The 20,565-nt window shown below is 70.3% G+C and carries 17 protein-coding genes; 7 read left to right on the forward strand and 10 right to left on the reverse strand.

Annotated features, from left to right (window positions below; all coding sequences use genetic code 11):
• The first annotated feature begins 56 nt into the window (after positions 1-56).
• The 3 genes from ACIRRA_RS16800 (at position 57) to ACIRRA_RS16810 (ending at position 3,875) form a co-directional block, all read left to right on the forward strand.
• A complete protein-coding gene (locus tag ACIRRA_RS16800) occupies positions 57-1,469 on the forward strand; it encodes a zinc-dependent metalloprotease (protein WP_402768328.1) in 1,413 nt (470 codons plus the stop codon).
• 112 nt (positions 1,470-1,581) lie between these two features.
• On the forward strand, positions 1,582-2,442 hold the full coding sequence (locus ACIRRA_RS16805; RefSeq protein WP_402768331.1) for a TOMM precursor leader peptide-binding protein: 861 nt from the start codon (positions 1,582-1,584) through the stop codon (positions 2,440-2,442).
• 44 nt (positions 2,443-2,486) lie between these two features.
• On the forward strand, positions 2,487-3,875 hold the full coding sequence (locus ACIRRA_RS16810) for an ABC1 kinase family protein (protein WP_402768701.1): 1,389 nt from the start codon (positions 2,487-2,489) through the stop codon (positions 3,873-3,875).
• Positions 3,876-3,956: 81 nt separating this feature from the next.
• Here the strand turns inward: ACIRRA_RS16810 and ACIRRA_RS16815 are convergent, their stop codons facing one another.
• The 6 genes from ACIRRA_RS16815 to ACIRRA_RS16840 all read right to left on the reverse strand — a co-directional run bounded on the left by ACIRRA_RS16815 (position 3,957) and on the right by ACIRRA_RS16840 (position 8,439).
• Positions 3,957-4,298, reverse strand: a complete 342-nt coding sequence (locus ACIRRA_RS16815; protein ID WP_379379392.1) for a WhiB family transcriptional regulator — start codon at positions 4,296-4,298, stop codon at positions 3,957-3,959.
• Between the two features lie 112 nt (positions 4,299-4,410).
• Entirely contained in the window at positions 4,411-4,773 is a 363-nt protein-coding gene (locus tag ACIRRA_RS16820; RefSeq protein ID WP_402768335.1) for a hypothetical protein, read from the reverse strand.
• A gap of 154 nt (positions 4,774-4,927) precedes the next feature.
• A complete protein-coding gene (locus ACIRRA_RS16825; RefSeq protein WP_402768704.1) occupies positions 4,928-7,084 on the reverse strand; it encodes an ATP-dependent DNA helicase UvrD2 in 2,157 nt (718 codons plus the stop codon).
• 49 nt (positions 7,085-7,133) lie between these two features.
• Positions 7,134-7,595: a MarR family winged helix-turn-helix transcriptional regulator gene (locus ACIRRA_RS16830; protein WP_402768706.1), complete on the reverse strand. Its 462-nt coding sequence runs from the start codon at positions 7,593-7,595 to the stop codon at positions 7,134-7,136.
• Complete coding sequence (locus ACIRRA_RS16835; protein WP_402768338.1) at positions 7,595-8,020, reverse strand: EVE domain-containing protein; 426 nt, start codon at positions 8,018-8,020, stop codon at positions 7,595-7,597. The genes ACIRRA_RS16830 and ACIRRA_RS16835 overlap by 1 nt, the downstream gene beginning before the upstream one ends.
• The gene (locus tag ACIRRA_RS16840) at positions 8,017-8,439 is read right to left on the reverse strand and encodes an SRPBCC family protein (protein WP_402768341.1); all 423 of its coding nucleotides are present in this window, start codon (positions 8,437-8,439) and stop codon (positions 8,017-8,019) included. The genes ACIRRA_RS16835 and ACIRRA_RS16840 overlap by 4 nt, the downstream gene beginning before the upstream one ends.
• 130 nt (positions 8,440-8,569) lie before the next feature.
• Between ACIRRA_RS16840 and ACIRRA_RS16845 the strand changes: the two genes are divergently transcribed.
• Positions 8,570-8,821 (forward strand): mycoredoxin, encoded by a 252-nt coding sequence (locus ACIRRA_RS16845; protein WP_354840418.1) that lies wholly within the window; start codon positions 8,570-8,572, stop codon positions 8,819-8,821.
• A gap of 60 nt (positions 8,822-8,881) precedes the next feature.
• Here ACIRRA_RS16845 and nudC read toward each other — a convergent pair whose 3' ends face one another.
• The 4 genes from nudC to ACIRRA_RS16865 all read right to left on the reverse strand — a co-directional run bounded on the left by nudC (position 8,882) and on the right by ACIRRA_RS16865 (position 18,515).
• Entirely contained in the window at positions 8,882-9,802 is a 921-nt protein-coding gene (nudC, locus tag ACIRRA_RS16850; protein ID WP_402768345.1) for an NAD(+) diphosphatase, read from the reverse strand.
• A 26-nt stretch (positions 9,803-9,828) separates the two neighbouring features.
• Positions 9,829-10,887: a potassium channel family protein gene (locus tag ACIRRA_RS16855; RefSeq protein ID WP_402768347.1), complete on the reverse strand. Its 1,059-nt coding sequence runs from the start codon at positions 10,885-10,887 to the stop codon at positions 9,829-9,831.
• A 120-nt stretch (positions 10,888-11,007) separates the two neighbouring features.
• Positions 11,008-14,769, reverse strand: a complete 3,762-nt coding sequence (locus ACIRRA_RS16860; RefSeq protein WP_402768350.1) for an ATP-dependent helicase — start codon at positions 14,767-14,769, stop codon at positions 11,008-11,010.
• A gap of 41 nt (positions 14,770-14,810) precedes the next feature.
• Entirely contained in the window at positions 14,811-18,515 is a 3,705-nt protein-coding gene (locus tag ACIRRA_RS16865) for an ATP-dependent helicase (protein WP_402768709.1), read from the reverse strand.
• Between the two features lie 107 nt (positions 18,516-18,622).
• Between ACIRRA_RS16865 and ACIRRA_RS16870 the strand changes: the two genes are divergently transcribed.
• Genes ACIRRA_RS16870 through ACIRRA_RS16880 form a run of 3 tightly spaced genes read left to right on the forward strand, consistent with a single transcriptional unit; the run spans position 18,623 to position 20,519 of the window.
• Positions 18,623-19,408, forward strand: coding sequence for an alpha/beta fold hydrolase (locus ACIRRA_RS16870; RefSeq protein ID WP_402768353.1), 786 nt, complete (start codon positions 18,623-18,625; stop codon positions 19,406-19,408).
• 15 nt (positions 19,409-19,423) lie between these two features.
• Positions 19,424-19,726: an MGMT family protein gene (locus ACIRRA_RS16875; RefSeq protein ID WP_402768355.1), complete on the forward strand. Its 303-nt coding sequence runs from the start codon at positions 19,424-19,426 to the stop codon at positions 19,724-19,726.
• A 34-nt stretch (positions 19,727-19,760) separates the two neighbouring features.
• Positions 19,761-20,519 (forward strand): VOC family protein, encoded by a 759-nt coding sequence (locus ACIRRA_RS16880; protein ID WP_402768358.1) that lies wholly within the window; start codon positions 19,761-19,763, stop codon positions 20,517-20,519.
• Positions 20,520-20,565: the final 46 nt, after the last annotated feature.

A 20,565-nucleotide genomic window follows, 5' to 3' on the forward strand; every position in this document is an offset into this window, starting at 1 on the left:
TTGCCGCGCTCCGCTCGGCGGTTCGCGTCGTCCGCGGCTCCAGTACCGTAGTGGGTATGAGTGATTTTCCGTTCGGATTCTCGAATCGCGATGACGATCCGGAGCGCAAGCCCGGGGACCAGTCCAGCGGTTCTGGTGCGAACAACCCGTTCGGATTCGCCATGGGCGGTCCGGGCGGCGGCGGATTCGATCCCTCGCAACTCGGTCAGATGCTGACGCAGCTGGGTGCCATGTTCTCGAGCATGGGACAGCCGGGCGCACAGACCGGTCCGGTCAATTACGACATCGCCAAGCGGCTGGCCCGCCAGCAGCTCGGGTCCAGTGTCCCGCCCGTCTCGTCCGGCGCGCAGAGCGCGGTCGCCGACGCGGCGCACCTGGCGGAGCTGTGGCTCGACGCCGCCACCACCTTCCCCGCGGGCGCGACCAGGACCGTCGCGTGGACCGCCAACGACTGGATCGAGGAGACGCTGCCCACCTGGAAGCGGCTGTGTGATCCGGTAGCCGAACAGGTTTCGGGCATGTGGACCGCCACGCTCCCGGCCGAGGCCAGGGAATTCGCGGCGCCGATGTTCGGAATGCTCGGCCAGATGGGCGGACTCGCGTTCGGTTCACAGCTCGGCCAGGCCCTGGGTCAGCTCGCCAAGGAGGTGCTGACCTCCACCGACATCGGCCTGCCGCTGGGTCCCGACGGCACCGCGGCGCTGCTGCCCGCGGCCATCTCGGAATTCAGCGCCGGGCTCGAGCAGCCGGAGAGCGAGATCCTGGTCTACCTGTCCGCCCGCGAGGCCGCGCACCAGCGGCTGTTCGCGCACGTGCCGTGGCTGCGCCAGCAGGTGCTGGGCGCGGTCGAGGATTACGCGCGCGGCATCAAGATGGACTTCTCGGCCATTGAGCAGGCCGCCCAGAACCTGGATCCCATGACGCTGGCGCAGGATCCGTCGAAGCTGGAAGAGCTGCTGTCGCAGGGCACTTTCGAACCGCAGACCACCCCCGAGCAGAAGGCCGCTCTGGAGCGGCTGGAAACGCTGCTGGCCCTGATCGAGGGCTGGGTGGAGACCGTCGTCACCGATGCGGTGGGCGATCGGCTGCCCGGTGCGGGCGCGCTGGCCGAGACGCTGCGCCGTCGCCGCGCGACCGGCGGGCCGGCCGAGCAGACCTTCGCGACGCTGGTCGGCCTGGAGCTGCGGCCGCGCAAGGTGCGCGAGGCCGCGGCGCTGTGGCGGCGGCTGACCACCGACGCCGGGCTGGAGAAGCGCGACGGCGTGTGGGCGCACCCGGACCTGCTGCCCGACTCCTCCGACCTGGACGCCCCGACGGGCTTCATCGATTCGGTGCTGGGCGGCGGCGCGGCGGTGTTCGACGATCCGCTGGCGCAGCTGGCCGAGACGGAGGCGCGGGAGCGCGCAGAAAAGGAAGGCAAGGGCGAGGATTCCACCGGCGACAAGCCCGAGGGCGACGCTACCGCCTGACCTGTGGAATGGGCGCAAGGCCCTGACCCGAGTTGTGGATAACCCGCGAAAGCGCTGATGAACGAGCGTTTTCGCGGGTTTCCGCGCTTCCGGGAGCGTGCACGCTGATGGCATGACGACTGTGCTGCAGACCCGTGGACCAATGCTCCATCCCCGAATCACCGTGCTGATGCGCCCGAATGGCGCGGTACAGCTCGGCTGGGATCCCGAGCACGCGGTCATCCTGCAACCGCCGGGGCCGATCGAGGCGGTGCCGGCGCTAGTGCGGCTACTGGACGGGTCCCGCACCGAGGCCGAGATTCTCTGGCAGGCCCGGGAATTGGGATTCGGGACCGATATCGCGCAGTCGCTGCTCGAGCAGATGGCGGCCGCGGAGCTGCTGGCCTCGGATGAGCCGCGTGCGCGGTTGCGGAAGGTGCGGGTCCACGGCCGCGGGCCGCTGGCCGACGCACTGCTGGACGGCCTGCGCCGAATCGGCCTGCGGGCCAAGCACTCCCACGCGGGCTTCGGCGAGCCCGGCATCGAGAGTCTCGAGGCGGATCGGCCGGATCTGCTCGTGCTGGCCGACACCCTGGTCCCGGATCCGGCGCTGGTGACCGCGCTCATGCGCCGCCGCATTCCCCATCTGCCGGTCCGCATCCGCGATGGGCGCGGGATCGTCGGCCCACTGGTGCTGCCGGGCGAAACCGATTGTCTGCGTTGCGCGGACATGTATCGCGCCGAGTCCGAACCGGCCTGGCCCCAGCTGGCGGCGCAGTTGCTGGGGCGGGTCGGGTATGCGTCCCCGGCGGGGGTGGCCATGACCGCGGCCTTGGCGCTGAAGGAGATCGAGACCGTGTCCTTCGGCCGGGCGGAGCGCCCACCGGCCACGCTGCATGCCACGCTCGAATTGGATCCGGAGATTCCGCACCTGGATCGGCGTCCGTGGCCCGTCCATCCGAACTGCGGTTGCCGCGAAAGCGCAGGAGTGTGATGGAAACCACTATCGCCGCTCACCCGGAAGAACACCCCAATCCCATGGCGGACCGTCTGGGACATCGGCATGATGGGAACGTGTCAGAGATTGTGAGCAAGCGCTCTTCCCGCAATGCCAAGCTGGCCAAGATTCCACTCGGCATCGCAGGGCGGGCGGCCGTGGGTTTCGGCCGCAAACTTGCCGGGGGAGACAAGCAGGAGATCAACGCCGAGCTGAATCAGAAGGCCGCCGAACAGCTCTTCGCCGTCCTCGGTGAGCTCAAGGGCGGCGCCATGAAGTTCGGTCAGGCGCTGTCGGTGATGGAGGCCGCCGTCCCGGAGGAGTTCGGCGAGCACTATCGCGAGGCGCTCACCAAGCTGCAGGCCGCCGCGCCGCCCATGCCGGCCGCGGCCGTGCACCGGCAGCTGGACCAGCAGCTGGGAACCGGCTGGCGGCAACGCTTCCGGGAATTCGACGACGCGCCCACCGCCTCGGCCAGCATCGGCCAGGTGCACAAGGCGATCTGGTCCGACGGCCGGGTGGTCGCGGTGAAGGTGCAGTATCCGGGTGCCGACGAGGCGCTGCGCGCCGATCTCAAGACGCTCAACCGGATGGCGGGCATGATGGGCGCGCTCATTCCGGGCGCCGACATCAAGCCGATCCTCGCCGAGATCAGTGAGCGCACCGAGGAGGAGCTGGACTATCGCATCGAGGCCGGGCATCAGCGCCAATTCGCCCGGGCCTACGACGGGCACCCGCGCTTCCTGGTGCCGAGGGTGGTGGCCAGCGCACCGAAGGTGATCGTCACCGAGTGGCTGGACAATGCCACCCCGGTCTCGAAGATCATCCAGCGCGGCATGGCGGACCCGGCCGGAACGGTCGATCTGCGCAACCGGACGGCCTCACTGATGGGCGAATTCCATTTCAGCTCACCGTCGATCGCGGGCCTGCTGCACGCCGATCCGCATCCGGGCAACTTCATGGTGCTCGAGGACGGCCGCCTCGCGGTCATCGACTACGGCGCCTGCGCTCCGCTGCCCAATGGCTTCCCCAAGATCCTGGGCCAGATGGTGGCACTCGAGGTCCAGCAGCGCTACGACGAACTGACAGCGCTGTTGCACGACAACGGCTGGGTCATCCCGGGCAAGACCGTGAGCATCCAGGAGATCCAGGACTACCTGCGCCCCTTCACCGACCCCATCAAAACCGAAACCTTCCACTTCACCCGCCGGTGGATGCAGCGCGTGGCGGGCAAGGCCACCGACATCTCCAACGCCGAGATGATGAAAACCGCTCGCTCCCTGCAACTCCCGGCGGAACACGTGATGATCTTCCGAGTACTCGGCGGCTCGGTAGGCATCTGCGCCCAGCTCGACGCCGAAATCCCGTTCATGAAGCTCATGAACGACTGGGTCCCCGGCTACGTCGAGACCCTCCGCGCCGCGAGCTGAATTCCCCTGCGACGCAAAACGACCCGCCTACCGTCTGGTAAGCGGGTCGTATGCGTTCTACTCCCCCGGAAGCCGGGGCGGTCATGCCACCGCGACCTTGCGCGGGCGGCCACGCGGGCGCTTGCGAGCGATCACGACACCCTGGTCGAAGATCTCACCGCCCCAGACACCCCAGGGCTCACCGCGATCCAGTGCGGCCGACAGGCAGCCCTGACGGATCGGGCAGGACGCGCACAGCGCCTTCGCCTCTTCCAGCTGGGCGGGGGCCTCGGCGAACCAGAGGTCCGGGTTGCCGACTCGGCAGGGCAGGGTGATGGTGACTCCCCGGCGGGTGCGGGTCGTCGTGTTGGCCACGGTGTTGCGGCATGTCACTCGTTCACGGATGACCGTGGTGGACACGTCGGGCTCCTTCAGCTCGTGCATCGGTCGTTCGGTGTTTCGCGAAACCGGTGCCGGTGGCTGCAGGGCCGATAAAACTATGGCCACGGTTTCGCGGGGTTCGCGATCCGTGGCCAGGAGGTCTGGGAGTGGTTCCCTACCTGAGTCGACTTCGGTGTCGACTCCTGATCACGGTCGCTGGGTCGGTGGTGCGGGGACGGGCTGCCAGCAGATGCACCGGACGCTCGGTTCCGGTTGCGGCTGCGAGGGTTTCGACGGCCGCGTACACGGCTGCCGGGTGCCAGTCACCCTTGGGCTTGTCCTGCTTGATCACAATCTGCTGATCCGCTTGGGCTTTGCTTGCAAAGACCTGAAGACCAAGATCGCCATTCACGCCGGACATACGAATCCCCTTGGGCGCGAGGATCCCCCGGGAGACGGACGCGACGGACATGACACGTGCCGTCGCCAGACGGCCGGCGATGCTGCCGGTCGAAACGAAGCTCGAAATGTTGTTCATCGGTCTGCCTCCCTCCTTCACTCGTATGCGATCAGTGCTTGAAACACGCGGGTTCTTCCCCGGTGCGTGAGAACCACACTAGGTACCTATACGGATACGCACAACCTATTTTTGACCTGCGGTTTTAGGGGCTTGCACACATTCTTCGCATGGACTAGGAAGAGTCCCGTAGCCGCGATCGGACGATCGCGAGGACATCCGCGCCGTATGTGCGCAGCTTTTTGGCCCCGATGCCGGGGATCGCCACCAGGGCTCGTTCGTCGGCCGGGCGCTGTTCGGCGATGGCGGTCAGGGTCGTATCACTGAACACCACAAAATGTGGCAGTAACAGCTCGTCGGCCTTCTCGCGCCGCCATTCCTTCAGCGCTTCCAGCAGTTCCGGGTCGATGTCGGCGGGGCAGCGGGAGCAGCGGCCGAGCATGGTGGCCTGGGTATTGAGCAGCGGCCGGCCGCAGATGCGGCAAGTCGGGTGGACGCGCTTGGGACCGTTGCGGCGTTCGGTGGTGTGGGCGGCGATGCGCGAGGCCGGGGAGTCGTCGGGGACCAGGCCGACGAGGAAGCGGGAGCGCCGGCGCACCTTGCGGCCGCCCGCGGAACGGGCCAGGGCCCAGGACAATTGGAGGTGTTCCCGGGCACGGGTGACGCCGACGTAGAGCAGGCGGCGTTCCTCCTCGAGGGCGGCTTCGTCGGAAACCGTTGCGTCCGGGCCGAGTACGTGCTGGATGGGCAGGGTGCCGTCGGCCAGGCCGACCAGGAAGACGGCGTCCCACTCCAGGCCCTTGGCAGCGTGCAGCGAGGCCAGGGTGATGCCCTGCACGGTCGGTGGGTGCCGGCCCTCGGCGCGGGCGGCCAGCTCGCGCAGCAGGCCGGTCAGTTCCAGGTCCGGATCCTGTCCGGCGAGTTCCTCGGTGAGCTGGACCAGTGCCATCAGCGAGGACCAGCGTTCGCGGGCCTGGGCGCCGACCGGCTCCTCCTTGGTGAGCCCGACCTGGGCCAGCGCCGCGCGCACCAGAGTGACCAGCTGCTCGCCACGGGCGTCGGGCAGGTCGTCGCGATTGGCGGCCGTGCGCAGCGCCGACACCGCCTGCCGCACCTCGGGCCGGTGGAAGAAGCCCTCGCCGCCGCGCACCTGATACGGGATGCCCGCCTCGGTGAGTGCCTGCTCGTAGGCCTCCGATTGCGCGTTGATGCGGTAGAGGATCGCGATTTCCGCTGCGGGAACGCCGTTTCCGAGCAGTTTGGCCACGGCCTTGGCGACGGCGGCGGCCTCGGCGGGCTCGTCGTCGAATTCGGCGAAGGTCGGTTCCGGGCCGTCGGCGCGCTGGCCGATGAGCTGCAGCCGGGTGCCCGCGATGCGGCCGCGGGCCGCGCCGATCACCCGGTTGGCCAGCGACACCACCTGCGGGGTGGAGCGATAGTCGCGTTCCAGGCGGACCACGGTGGCGTCGGGGAAGCGGCGGGAGAAGTCGAGCAGATACGCCGGGCTGGCTCCGGTGAAGGAGTAGATGGTCTGGTTGGCGTCGCCGACCACGGTCAGGTCGTCGCGATCGCCGAGCCAGGCGTCGAGCACCCGCTGCTGCAGCGGGGTGACGTCTTGGTACTCGTCCACCACGAAACACCGGTAGCGGCCGCGGAACTCCTCGGCCACGGACGAATAGTCCTCGAGCGCGGCCGCGGTGTGCAGCAGCAGATCGTCGAAATCGAGCAGCAGCCCGTCGGGGGTGTTCTTCAGGGCCTCGTAGTAGGTGTAGACCGCCGAGACCTTCTTCGCCTCGTAGGGCAGATCGCGGTGGCGGCGGGCCGCCTCGCCGGCGTAGTCCTCGGGCGCGACGAGCGAGCCCTTGGCCCATTCGATCTCACCGATCAGATCGCGCAGGCTGTCGGTGTCGGTGGGCAGCCCGGCCCGGCCGGCGGCCTGGGCCACAATGGGGAACTTGCCGTCGATCAACCGCCACGGCACATCGCCGACGACCTGTGGCCAGAAGTATTTGAGCTGCCGCATGGCCGCGGCGTGGAAGGTCCGAGCCTGCACCTGCCCGGCCTCACCACTCAAACCCAGTACCCGCAGCCGATTCCGCAGCTCCCCCGCCGCGCGGGCGGTGAAGGTCACCGACAGCACCTGGTCGGCGCGCACATGCCCGGCCGAGACCAGGTGCGCGATGCGATGGGTGATGGTGCGCGTCTTGCCGGTGCCCGCGCCCGCCAGCACGCAGACCGGTCCCCGGGGTGCGCGCACGGCCGCGGCCTGCTCGGCATCGAGGTCGTCGAGCCGGAGCTGGGCCTGGGTGGTCGCGGCAGTCACGCGATCCATCATGACAGTGCCCTCCGACAGGTGTGGCCGCTGCTGTGGGAGACCTGGACTAGCCGCGGTCGCGAAGCCGGCGCAATGCCGCGGTGAAGCGGGGGGTGCGGTCGCCGAGAGGGGCGAAGAATTCGCGGTCGCAGGTTTCGACGGCGCCGATGGCCCGATTGACCAGGGCCGCACCGGATTCGGTGGAAACGAGGGATTTGGCGCGGCGGTCGGTGGGGTGGTCGCGCCGTTCCAGCAGGCCCTTCTGTTCCAGGGTACGCAGCACCTGGGAGGTCATCATGGGGTCGGTCGCGGCGTGGTCGGCGAGGTCGCGCTGGGTGACCGGCTCGCCGCCCGACCGGCTGGTGAGCCAGGTCAGGGAGGCGAGCAGGACGAATTGGACGTGGGTCAGGTCGAAGGGGGCCAGTGCCGCGCGTTGCGCGGCCTGCCAGCGGTTGGTCACCTGCCAGAGCAACAGACCGGGGCTTTCGTCGGTGTGCTCGAATTCGGTGCGTAGTCCGTCATTCGCCATCACTGCCCGACCATAGCGCGGGAGATGAGGTCGAAATCGTGGGCAGTGAGCTCGACCAGACCGCGGCGCAGCACGATCCCCCAGTTGGGGACGCTGGTCAGGTCGAGCTCGGTGCGCAGGTCGTCGATGGCGACCTGGCGGGCCGTGCGGTCGTAGTCGACCGCACGCCGCCAGGGGCGGAAGCAGCCGCCCTGTTCCTCGACCTGCCATGCCGGGCCATCGGCGACGGTGCCGATGGCGGTGAAGGATTTGATCGGTTCGCCCTCGCGCATACCGGTGCGGGGCGAGTAGTAGACGAGTCCGTCCCCGGCCTTCATGCGTTCCACGGCCGTGCGCTTGCCGTGATTGGCCTGCGCGAAGCCGAGTTCCACACCCCGGCGGACGTGATCGCGGGAGACGACCGCGAGCCAGTACCTGGTACTCATACCAGCACCGCCTCGGCGGCCGCGACCAGCGCCTCGACATCGCCCTGCAGGGTCTTGGCGAGATTGCCGCCCATGATCTTGTTCCACAGGCCGCGCAGCGGGCCCTCCATGGTGATGCGGACCTTCACGGTGGTGCGCTCACCGTCGGTGGTGACCTGGTGGGCGAAGATCAGCCGCGCGCCGATCAGCTTGGACGAGTCGATGAATTCGGTGTCGGTGAGCTTGGTGACGACGAACTTGGTCTTGGGGCCACCCTTGGGCTTGAGGGTGCCGGTGGCGCCCTGCTGGAAGGGGCCGTCGAGGGTGACCCACTCGGTGTCCTGGTTCCACTCGGGCCAGGTGGCCATGTCGGCCCACTTGGTGAAGAAGGCGGCGGGGGTGGCAGTCGAGGTGGCGGAGGCTTCAGCGATCAACGTCATGCAATTAGTATGCGCGCTTATTATTTCTTCGTCAACCCCTGATCTTCGATCGGTTCCGGAACGGGGTCGATCGGCTCACAAACGACCCTCTGCGGGGAACACGACCAGCGGCGAGTATGTTGCACCGACCGTGACTGCTACCGATCTGACCATGTACTCGACGACCTGGTGCGGCTACTGCCGTCGCCTCAAGAAGCAACTCGACGAGGCCGGCATCACCTACGAGGTGATCGACATCGAAGACCACCCCGATGCCGCCGAATTCGTGGGCAGTGTGAACAACGGCAATCACGTTGTGCCGACCGTGAAGTACCGCGACGGCTCGACGGCCACCAACCCCACCCTGGTACAGGTGAAAGAGGCCCTGGCCGCCATCGGCTAGCCCCGGGGATGAAGAAAGAAGCCGCACACCACCAGGTGTGCGGCTTCTTGTTGTGCCCGATCAGCTTTCGGCGGCCCAGGATTCGACGATGGTCCGGGCGATCGAAATCGACCCCGGCAGTAGGAGTTTCGCTTCGCCGCCGGTGGCCCCGGTGGGTGATCCCCACGCGCCCGCGGCCAGCGCGGCCCGCACCTCGTCGCGGGTGAACCAGTAGGCCTCGGCGATCTCGCCGTCGTGGAAGGCCAGCGGCTGGTCCGGGTCGGCGACGGCGGCGAAGCCGAGCATGAGCGAACGCGGGAAGGGCCAGGGCTGGCTGCCCAGGTAGCGGATCTCGCGGACGTCGACGCCGACCTCCTCCTTGATCTCGCGTTCGACGCAGCGTTCCAGGGACTCCCCCGCCTCCACGAAGCCGGCCAGCAGCGAGAACAATCCCTGCGGCCAGGTGTGCTGGCGGGCCAGCAGCACGCGGTCGCCGCCGTCGTGGATGAGGCAGATGACGGCCGGGTCGGTGCGCGGGAAGTCCTCATGCCCGGTTTCGCTGATGCGCGACCAGCCGCCATTGGCGGAGCTGGTCGGGGTGCCGTCGACGGCGCTGAAGGACGCCTTGTCGTGCCAATTCAGCAGGGCGATGGCGGTGGAGAGCAGGCCGGTGCCGAAATCGTCGAGGTCCAGGGTGGAGCCGTAGGCGCGCAGGTCGGCCAGCGTGCCCTCGATGGTGTTGTCGCGCACGGCCCACAGGTGGGTGCCGTCGTCCACACCGAGGAAGACGGCCTCGGGCGCACGTTCGGGGGCGAGGGTGAGCGCGGCCTCGAGCACCACGGTCCCGTTGTCGACGCGGACCTGGCCGCGCTTGTTCATTCGCAGGAGTTTGGCCTGGGCCCAGCCCGCTTTGAGGGCCTGTTCGTCGGAGCGGAGGTCTTCGGCCCGGTCGAGTGAGGTACGGGACAGCACCGGAACGGTATTCAGCTGGAAACCTGACACACCCCGAGATTAGACGGGCGTGGTCGTCAGGCGTGGACGCGGCGCAGATAGAGGAGCCTGTCCCCGGTTTCGAGGGCATCGGTCTCGGGATCGCCGACGCGGAACAGGCGGCCGTCGCGGACCACACCCAGCACGATGTCGCGCAGGTGACGCGGGGAGCCGCCGATCTCTTCGGTCTCCACGTCGCGTTCGGCGATGGCGAAGCCGGCCTCGGGGGTGAGCAGGTCCTCGATCATGTCGACAACGGCCGGGGTGGTGGTGGCGATGCCGAGCAGGCGGCCGGCGGTCTCGGAGGACACCACCACGGAGTCGGCGCCGGACTGACGCAGCAGGTGGGTGTTCTCGGCCTCGCGCACGGCCGCGGAAATCTTTGCCCTGGGATTGATTTCGCGGGCGGTCAGGGTGACCAGGACGGCGGTGTCGTCGCGATTGGCGGCCACCACGACGGCCGCGGCGTGCTGAACTCCGGCCAGCCGCAACACATCCGACTTGGTGGCCGAGCCGTGCACCGTCACCAGTCCGGCATTGGCGGCGAATTCGAGCACCTGCGGGTCGGTGTCGACCACCACGATGTCGCCGGCCTGCACGCCGTCGGCCAGCATGGCGTCCACGGCGGTGCGGCCCTTGGTGCCGTAGCCGACTACCACGGTGTGATTACGCACGGTGCGCCTCCATCGCTGAATCTTGAACGCCTGCCTGGACCGTTCGGTGAGCACCGACAGGGTGGTGCCGACCAGGACGATGAGGAACAGGATCCGCAGCGGCGTGACCACGAAGATATTGATCAGCCGCGCGGTGGGAGTGACGGGTGTGATGTCGCCGTAGCCGGTGGTCGACAGCGACACCGTGGCGTAGTAGGCGCAGTCCAGCAGGCCCATCCGGTCGCGGGCGTTGTCGTGGTAGCCGTCACGTCCGATGTACACCACCAGGGTGGCCCCCACCAGCAGCAGCACCGCCAGGCCCAGCCGGCGCACCAGCGAATACCAGGGGCTGGACTGGGCGGAGGGGACCCGCAGGACGCCGACCAGCGCGAAGTCGGGCCGCTCGGTGAGACCGGCCAGTCCGCGCGGGGAGTCACCGAACACGCGAATCACCGGTCATTTCGGTCACTTCTGGCTGCGGCACAGGTCCGGAGCGTACCGGGCGAAACGGCGTGCGGCGGTTTCGGCGGGCGCGCGTCGCGAAGTCGCGCGGCGGTCCGGCGCTCAGTGCAGCCGGTCCGGCGGCACCGACTCCGGATCGGGTGGCGGCTCGAAATCGGGCGGGAAATCGAAGCCCGGCACGGGATCCCCGTGTGGGCCCGGGCGGGCAGCGGCGGGCATCAGCGCGGAGGGCGGCGGCGCATCGGGGCCGGGTGGCGCTTCCGGGTCGGGCGGCGGCTCGAACGCGGGCGCGGGTCCGTCGTCGTATCCGGGTCGCCCCGAAGTGGCGGGGAGACGCAGCATTTCGACATCGGTGGGCTCGGCAGGACCCGGGTCGTCGCCGTCCGGCTCGGGCGGGAGCGGGGGTTCGGGCGGGGTCGGCGGGATCCGGCGCGGGGCCGCGTCGGTGATGATGGCGGCGAGTTCGGCTGGGCCGGGCAGGTGTTCGGGGGCGATGGTGCGGCCGGTGCGGACATAGTGGAAGGCGGCGACCGTCTCGGCCAGCAGGTCGGCTTCGGTGCGGCCGCTGCGGGCGGCCTCCAGACGGGCCCAGGCCAGCCGGTAGACGGCGAGCTGGACGGCGACCGAATCCTCGTCGGCGCGTTGCGGTTCCGCGCCGGTCTTCCAGTCGACGATGACCCAGGTGCCGTCGGGGCGGCGGAAGACGGCATCCATGCGGCCGCGAATCACGGTGCCCGCGATGGTGGTTTCGAAGGAGATCTCCACCTCGACGGGATTGCGGTCTGCCCACGGGGAGGCGAGGAAGGCCTCCTGCAGGCGCATGAGGTCGGCGTCGGTGTCGGTGATGTCGGCCGCGCCGGGCAGGTCCTCGAAGCCGAGCAGGCGTGCGCCGCCGAACCAGCGCTGCAGCCAGGCATGGAAGGCGGTGCCGCGTCGGGTGTAAGGGCTGGGCGGGTACGGGAGCGGACGGCGCAGGCGGGCGGCGAGCTTCGCGGGGTCGGCGCTCAGGTCGACCAGGGCGGTAGCGGCGAGCTGCCCGGGCAGTTCGACCTCGCGCGCGGCCTGTTCGGCGGCGCGGTGTTCCGCGATGAGGGCGCTGACATCCTCGGCCCAGCCTTCGGGATCCTCGTCCGCGTCCCCATGCTCGAGATTTGGCTCGGGATCCGCTGCGGCGCCGCCGAATTCGGGCCCGAAGTCGAGTTCGGTCTGCTGCGGGCGGGATTCGGCGCGCAGGGTTTCGAGTGCGGCCTTGACCAGGGTCACGCCCTCCTCCACGAATTCGCGGCGGGAGCCGAGCGGGTCGCGCGGCCAGGTGGCGGTCTGCGGGTTGTCGGTGAAGGGGTTGGGGGTGTCGGGCAGGGGCGGATCGTCCCAGCGGTCGATGTGCACACCGTGCGCCAGCTGCGAGCCCGGAGCCTCGGTCTCATGTCTGAGTTCGAGCAGAAAAGCGGAGGGGCCCTTGGGTTTCGAGCCGGTCTCCGACCAGTGGTGGGCGGAGACGAACAGGGCGCGCTCGGTGCGAGTGAGGGCCACGTAGAACAGCCGGCGTTCCTCGTCGAGGCGGCGGGCCGCGAGGGCCTTCTTGTGCTCGTCGAGGGCGCGTTCCAGATCGGCGCGGTCGTAGAGGCCGGCCAGGTCGAGGACGGGGACGCCGTCGGTGGCGTCCTCCTGCTCGCGGTCGCCGCGCAGCGCGGTCGGGAGTTCGGCGAGCGCACCCATCCAGGTGGCGGTGCCGGTGCCGGACGGGAAGGTGCCGTCCACCACGTGCGGGACCGCGACCACCTCCCATTCCAGGCCCTTGGCGGCGTGCACGGTGAGCACCTGGACGCGATCGTGGGCGACCTCGACTTCGCCCGGCTCCAAACCGTTTTCGACCTCTTCGGCGGCGGCGAGGAAGTCGAGCAGGCCGGACAGGGAGGAGCGGTGGTCGGCCGAGTATCCGGCCACCACCTCGGCGAAGGCGTCGAGGTGCTCGCGCCCGGCGGCGGCGTGGGTGCGGCGGGCCTGGGTCTCCACGCCGACGCCGATGGTGCGCTCCACATCGGCGACCAGTTCGGCCAGCGGCTGCCCGGCCCGCTCGCGCAGCGCGGAGAGCTCGCGGCCGAGAGCCGTGATACGGGCGAAGCCCTGGGCCGAATACTCGTCCGGCTCACCGGGATCGGCGATGGCGTCGCCGAGTCCGGCCTTCTCGGCGGGTTCGGGCGCGACCTCGCGCAGCGCCTCGTCCAGGGTGGCGGTGTCGGTGATGGCGTCGGTCTGCCCGGCGGGGCGGCGGATGGACAGTTCCCGCGCACGGCGGGACAGGGCCGCGATGTCCGCGACGCCGATCCGCCAGCGGGCACCGGTCAGGATGCGCACCGCCGCGCTGCCGGCCGACGGGTCGGCGACCAGGCGCAGGGTGGCGACGATATCGGCGACCTCCGGCGTGTGCAGCAGCCCGCCCAGGCCGACGATCTCCACGGGTAATCCGCGCTCCCGCAGGGCTTCCGCGAGCGGGGCGGCATCGGCATTGCGCCGCACCAGTACCGCGGAGGTGGGCGGCGGGTCGCCGTCTTCGCTCGCGGCCTCCCATTCGGCGGCGATCCGTTCGGCGACCCACTCCCGTTCCACCGCAACGGTTTCCGCGAGTGCCAAGGCGACCAGTCCGGCCGTGGCGTCCGGGCGGGGCCGCAGCGCGTCCACCGTCACTCCCCCGCCGCGCGCAGCCCGCTCGCGCAGGGGATCCGATACCAGGTTGGCCAGATCCAGGGCCTCCGGTGGATTCCGCCAGCTGGTGAGCAGCGGCAGGATCGGCGCGGGAATCCCTGGAGCACTGGGGAAGTCGGTGGCGAAGCGCGGCAGATTGGCCGCCGACGCGCCACGCCAGCCGTAGATCGACTGCATGGGGTCGCCGACCGCGGTCACGGCCAGCGGTTGCCACCGGGTCCGCCCGGCGGCCGGGTCGGCCGGAGCCGTCGCACCGAAGAGGGAGGAGAGCAGGATGCGCTGGGAGTGGCCGGTGTCCTGGTATTCGTCCAGGAGGACCAGGCGGAAGCGATCGCGTTCGGCCGCACCGACTTCCACGTGGGTGGCGGCCAGGCGGGCGGACAGCGACATCTGCGCGCCGAAGTCCAGGGCGCCGCGGCGGCGGAGTTCCTCGGTGAGGCGATCCACCAGGGGCAGCAGGGCGACGCGCTCGTGCTGGGCTTCGAGGAGGTCGAGAAGGGCCTTCTTGGGGCCGCCCTTCTGCCGGGGTCCGGCGGGAAGGGTGTGGACCAGGTGCTCCAATTCCAGGTGGGCCGTGGCCAATTGGTGCGGTTCCACCAGGTGTTCGGCGAGCTGGCCGGAGAGGGCGAGCACGGCCTCGGTGACGCCGACGGGACTGCGGTCGGTGTCGAGGTCGCCGTCCCAGGTGGAGACGACCCGGTAGGCGAGCTGCCACAGCTGGGTCTGGGTGAGCAGGGTGGCGGTGGGTTCGACCGGCAGCAGCAGGCCGTATTCGGTGAGCAGGCGGCCCGCGTAGGAGTGGTAGGTGCTGATCTCCGGTTCGGACCGGGTGAGCTGGGCGCGGAGGTGGCCGGTGGGGTCGATGTCGCGCACCACCGGGGCGCCGGCCAGCCGGGCCAGGCGGGTGCGGATGCGCTGGGTCAGCTGCTGGGCGGCCTTGCGGGTGAAGGTCAGTCCCAGCACCTGTTCGGGTTCGACCAGGCCGTTGGCCACCATCCAGACCACGCGGGCGGCCATGGTCTCGGTCTTGCCCGCGCCCGCGCCCGCCACCACCAGGGTGGGTCCCGGCGGGGCGGCGATGACGGCGGCTTGTTCGTCGGTGGGCGGCGGCAGGCCCAGCGCGTCGGCGAGCTGACGCGGGGTGAGCCCACCCGTCACCCGGCCACCATCCCCCACGGAATCGCTACGCGATGCCGCATTCACTGGTCCGTCACCTGCCGGCCGGTGTCCTGCACCGGGCAGCTGCCGGCGACCTTGCAGTGACGGCAGCCGTCATTGCGCATGGCGAGGTAGCTGGGGCCCTTGGAGGCATCGGCGGCGTCGTGGATGACGGTCCGCCAGGTCTCGATTCCGTCCGCGTCCAGCGGCGGCTGGGTGCGCTGGGTCGCGCCCTCCTTGCTGCTGGGCTTGGCCACATACACCAGGCGCGCGCCGCCGGGCTCGCCCTCGCCGAGCGCGCCCTCGGCGGCGGCGACCTGATAGGTGGCCAGCTGTGTGTGCTCCTCGGCGGCCTGCTTGGAGATGGGGGTCTTGCCGGTCTTCACGTCGACGATGACGAAGCGGCCCAGGGCATCTCGCTCCACGCGGTCCACCCGGCCGCTGATCCGCACGGGCTGTTCGCCGGGGCCGCGGGCGGGCAGCACGCAGTCCACCGGCACCTCGACGCCGATGGCCGTGAGCTCGTCGCGGGTATTGCGCAGCCAGGCCAGGAAGGTGTCGACCATGGTCTCGGTGCGGCGCAGTTCCGCCCGGGAGTGCCAGTTCTCGCCGTCGCGGGCGGTGGGGTCGACCTTCTTCCACGCCTTCGCCAGGGCCTGTTTGACCTGGTCCTCACTGACCTGCCCGGCCAGCGCCTGCACCAGGGTGTGCACCAGATTGCCCTTGAGCGCGTGCGGGTTCTCGCCATCCCCGCCGCCGTGACGTTCCAGTGCCCAGCGCAGCGGGCAGGTCTCGAGCTGATCGACGGTGGACGGCGACAGCGAGATCGCGCCGTCTTCGCTGTCCCACAGTGGATTCGTGGAGGAGAGTTCCGCTGTGCCGTACCAGTCGTCCGGGTGCGCGCCCCGCACCCCGGCCTCCGCCAGCCGCGCCAGCTGCCGGGCCGCGCGCAGGCGACGCTCCGGCGCGGTCTCGGGATCGCAGGCGGCGGCACGCAATTCGGCGATGAGGGCGTGCATGGCCAGGGCGCGGCCCGGGTCCACCGGCGGCGGGATCCGGCCCGGCTGTCCGTCGGCGGCCTCGCCGTCCATGTCGGCCAGGAACCGCGACGGCACCAGATCCTGGTCCCCCGTGGCGGATTCGACCGCGGTCACCAGTAGCGACCGGCGCGCCCGGCTGCACGCCACCAGCAGCAGCCGCCGCTCCTCGGCCAGCAGCGGCGCGGCCCGGCTCATCTTCTCCCCCGAACCGCCCACGCCCGCAAGCAGATCCACCAGATCCTCGACGCCGAGCAGGGTGCCGCGCGGCCGCAGATTGGGCCAGATGCCCTCCTGCACGGCCGCCACCGCCACGGTGTCCCACTCCCGTCCCGCGGCCGCGTGCGCGCTGCAGATGGTCACCGCCTCGCCCTGATCGGTGACCGGTGCGTTGTCCTGCGGAATCTCCTGCTGCTCCAGGTATTCCACGAACCCTTCGATCGTGGCGCGCGGCAGCCGGTCCACATACGCCGCGGCCGCCTCGAACAACCCGACCACCGCGTCGAGATCCCGATCGGCCTGCATCCCGACCGCTCCCCCGCGCTCGGACTGCGCGACCCACCGCCGCTCCAGCGTGGAGCCCGTCCACACCCCCCACATCACGTCTTCCAGCCCGCCCCCGTCCCGCCGCACCTTCCGCGCCCGCCCCAGCGCCTTCAGCACCCGCCGCAGCGGCGCGGCCTCCACCGGCGTGAGCTTCTCGAGCACCATCCGGTTCCCGGCCCCCACCAGCAGATCCCGCAGAATCTCCGCCGACGACCTATCCAAGTCGGCGAATCGCTCCGCGTCCCCGTCGAATTCGGCGTCCGGTCGCGGCCGGACCGGTCTGTCGCCGCGCGGCTGTCCGGCAGCGGACGACGAGCCCGCATCCGCAGCGGGCGACTCGGAGGGCCGCCCGCTGCCTGTCGGATCCGATTCCGACACATCGGATTCGGCCGCGCCGATCGAATCGCGCTCGGCGTCGTCCGCGGCCGCGCGGTCCGGATATCCGAGCTCCATCACCGTGCGCCGGATACCGCGCCGCAGCCGCCGCAGGCTGATCTGGTCCGCACCGCCCAGCGGGCCGGCCAGCAGGTCGAGCGCATCGTCGGCGGTGAATGCAATCGGCCGCGGATGCCGCACCGAGGTCGGATCGCCTGCGGTAACGGCCCGCAGCGCCAGCAACATCCACACCGCGCCACGCCGACGCGCGAGCGGAACGTCCACCGGCGGCTGCCTCACCGGCACACCGGCGGCCAGCAGCGCCCGCCGCAGCGGCGCCAGCGACAATGGCACCGACCGCACGATCACCGCTATCCGAGACCAGGGCACCCCGTGCGTCAGATGCGCACGCCGCAGGTGATCGGCGATCAGCGCCGCCTCTTTGGCCGGTGTCGTCAGCACCTGCACGCGCACCGAATCGCCGGTCGTGTCCGGCCGGACCGCCGCGGCGTGCCGTACGCCGTTCGAACGGCACGTGCCGCCGTTGACGGTGGCGGACGTTGCGTCGTCCGGTCCCGATGTGCCGGCTGGGTCGTCGATGTGCGGCGGGGTTGTGGCACCACGAGATTCGTCGCCGTCCACGAGGCCGGCGGCGATCTCGTGGAGGAAATCGACGGTGGCCGCAGTGGGGCGCGGATCGGGCGGTGGAGTGCGGTGGGGCGCGGCGCCGGGGAGGCGGGCGGCTATGCGGTCGGCTATTTCCTGGACAGCGGGGGCGGAGCGGTGGTTGTGGCGCAGGATGATTCGGCGGTCGGCGGGTGCGCCGGGGTCTGCTGCGAAGCGAGGGTCGGCGCCGCGGAAGGTGTAGACGGCCTGGTCGGGGTCGGCGGCGATGACGGTGGTGGCGGCGCCGCTGCCCAGGGCACGAATGAGCTGGGCGGCATGGGGATCGAGGTGCTGGGCGTCGTCGGCGAGAATGCAGTGCAGCCGATTGCGTTCGGCGGCAAGGAGTTCGGGGTCGGCGTAGAAGGCGTCGAGGGCGGCGGTGACGAGTTCGGCGGCATCGAGGGCGGGAGCGCTGGCCTCGGGCACGTCCATGCCGACCGACCAGCGCAGCATCATGACCTGCTCGTAGCGTTCGGCGAAGCGCCCGGCGGCGACCCATTCCGGATGGCCGTGGGCGCGCCCGAGTTCGATGAGATCCTCGGGCCCCAGACCGCGTTCGGTGGCCCGAAGCATGAGGTCCCGCAATTGTTCGGCGAATCCGGCGGCGGGCAGCGCGGGATGCAGTCGTTCGGGCCATGCGGCGGCGCCGTCGGCGAGGTCGCCACGCAGCAGTTCGCGCACCACGATGTCCTGCTCGGATCCGGTGAGCAGGCGCGGCGGTGGATTGCCGTGTGCTGCCGCGAAGGAGCGCAGCAGCCCGAAGGCGTAGGAGTGGATGGTTCGCACCAGCGGCCCGCGGGTGGCGCCGGGCACCCCGCCCAGTTCCGGATCGGCCGCGGCGATGCGGGCGGTGATGGCGGCACGCACGGCGGTGGCGGCACGCTTGGTGTAGGTGAGCACCAGCACCGATTCGGGTGCTGCCCCGGCCAGGATGCGCGCGGCGGCCATATCGACCAGCAGTGCGGTCTTGCCGGTCCCGGGTCCGCCGAGCACCTGCCAGGGCTGCCAGCCGGGGTCGGCGCCGAGGTCGTCGAACAGCGGCCGGAGGGCGGCGTCCCACTCCCGTAAAGGGGTCTCCGCCTCGGCCCGGCGCACCAGTTGCACCGAGCTATCCGATCGCATCACGTGGGCTATTTCAACAGACCGCCCCGACAGATTTCGTTTGCCATGAGTTGGCCGTGCCGCCGATCACAGTCCGGAAGCTGTTCATATCGGACGCAGGCAGCAGAATGGGCAGCGTGGTGGAGCTTCATAGTCATCGTTTCGGTCCCCCGACCGGTCCGGTCGTGCTGGCGTTGCACGGGTTGACGGGCCACGGCCGGCGCTGGCAGGCGCTGGCCGACGAGCATCTCCCCGATGTCCGGATCATTGCACCGGATCTGCGAGGGCACGGGAGGTCGCCCGGCGTGCCGCCGTGGGATTTCGAAACTCTCGTGGATGATCTCGCGGCGCTGCTGGAGCACGAGACGAGCGAACCCGTGGTAGTGCTCGGGCATTCGTTCGGCGCGGCCACGGCGGTGCACCTGGCGCATCGCCGCCCGGAACTGGTGCGCGGGCTGGTACTGCTGGATCCGGCCATCGGCCTGGAACCCGAGCGCATGCTGACCATCGCGAATTCCATGCTGGCGGCACCGGATTACGAGAGCATCGAACAGGCCCGGTTCGACAAGCTGGAGACCTCCTGGGCCGAGGTGGACCCGGCGGTCCTGGACGCCGAGCTGACAGAGCACCTGGTGCCCACCGCGAACGGCCGCGTGGGCTGGCGGATGACCATGCCGGCGATCATCGCCTTCTGGGGTGAGATCGCCCGGGACTTCGTGCTGCCGCCACGCGAGCTGCCGACGGTCATGGTGCAGGCGATGAAGGTGAACCCGCCGCTGGTGTCTCCCGACTTCCGCGCAGCGCTCACCGCTCATCTGGGTGACCGGCTCACCGTCCACGAATTCGATTGCGACCACATGGTCGCGCAGGCGCGGCCGCTGCAGACCGCCGCGCTGGTCCGTGCCCTGCTCTGACCCAGGAGGCGCGAAATGCCAACCACCGAAGCCGAAGTCGAGCGAGTACGCGAATTGGTCGCGGCCATTCCGCCCGGCCGGGTCGCCACCTACGGAGACATCGCGGCCGCGGCGGGTCTGTCCACGCCTCGCACGGTCGGCTGGATCATGCGCACCGATTCCGCGGATCTGCCGTGGCATCGGGTGCTGCGCGCAAACGGCACGCCCGCACCACATTTGGCGCATCGGCAGCTGGCCGAGCTGGCGGCCGAGGGCTGCCCGATCGCGGACGGCCGGGTGGACCTGCGGCGTGCCCGTTTCCGGTTCGCCGGAACCTGATACGCGCCACCCGCCCGCCGGTTACCGTGAAAATATGTCCACCCGTCTGGCCTGCGTGGTGTTCGATGCGGTCGAGCCCAGGGCGGCGGCCCGGTTCTGGGCCGAGCTGCTGGGCTGGGAGGTGACGATGGATCGACCCGGCGAGGTCGATGTCGCCGCACCTGACCCGGACGCTCCGGACGTGGCGCTCGCCTTCCTCCCGTCGCGGCGGCCCAAGACCGCCAAGAACCGCATCCACCTGGATCTGTGCAGCCGCTCGCTGGATCATCAGCGGCTGCAGGTGGACCGGGCGCTGGCCCTGGGCGCCCGCCGGCTGGACATCGGCCAGGGCTCGGTGCCGTGGACGGTGCTGGCCGATCCCGAGGGCAATGAGTTCTGTGTGCTGGAGCCGCGTGAGCAGTACGTGGACACCGGCGCGGTCGCGGCCATCGTGATGGACACCCGGGACCCGTTGCGGCTGGCCGAGTTCTGGTCCGCCGCCTGCGGCTGGCCGCTCACCCACCGGACCGCCCGCTACGCGGGTATCCGGGCCGCCACCGGGCAGGGCCCGTGGCTGGAATTCCTGCTCGAACCGGCGGCGCCGGGTGGGCGCAGCCGTCTCCACCTGGATCTCGTCGCCTTCCCCACCGACGATCCCGTCGAGGAGGCGGCCCGGTTGCGGGCCGCGGGCGCGGTTCCGGTCGGCCCCGACGCACCGCCGTTCGGCGGTGAATCACCGGCTGTCGAGTCGGTCCTGGTCCTGGCCGATCCGGAGACCAATGAATTCTGTCTGCTACGAGCAACTGCCGATTGACGCTGCTGATCCCGACCGCTTCCCCGCGCGAGGATCAGGCAATTCC

The sequence above is a fragment of the Nocardia sp. NPDC101769 genome (genome assembly GCF_044766925.1).
In the GTDB taxonomy this organism is placed as follows: domain Bacteria; phylum Actinomycetota; class Actinomycetes; order Mycobacteriales; family Mycobacteriaceae; genus Nocardia.